Origin of the sequence: Paenibacillus vini (assembly GCF_018403325.1) — a bacterium.
Classification (GTDB): Bacteria; Bacillota; Bacilli; order Paenibacillales; family Paenibacillaceae; genus Fontibacillus; species Fontibacillus vini.
In genome coordinates this window covers 1-363 of record NZ_BOSL01000059.1, presented here as the reverse complement: position 1 = coordinate 363, position 363 = coordinate 1, and the positions used below count along the sequence as shown (strand labels likewise).

Annotated in this window: 1 rRNA gene; it reads left to right on the top strand. The window is 44.9% G+C overall.

Going from position 1 to position 363, the window contains the following annotated elements:
- Positions 1–247: 247 nt before the first annotated feature.
- Positions 248–363 (top strand): 23S ribosomal RNA (locus tag KJS57_RS26135); the annotation flags it as partial.

Here is a 363-nt window from a genome sequence, read left to right as displayed (position 1 = left end):
ATCGGAAGGTGCGGCTGGATCACCTCCTTTCTATGGAGAATCGTTCTCTGCAACGAGAACATTCAAATAGCTAACTCAGGTTAGCAAACTTACTCACTCGTTGGTCAGTTTTGAGAGTTCAACTCTCAAAACGACTGGTAACACAGTCACTTGATCCTTGAAAACTGGATAACGAAACGAAGAATTTGCGAATTAAAACATTCCTTTTAGCTGAACTTGTGTCAAAACAAGTTTAAAAAGTAGTGTAGGTTAAGCTACTAAGAGCACACGGAGGATGCCTAGGCACTAGGAGCCGAAGAAGGACGTGGCGAACAACGAAACTGCCTCGGGGAGCTGTAAGCAAGCTTTGATCCGGGGGTGTCC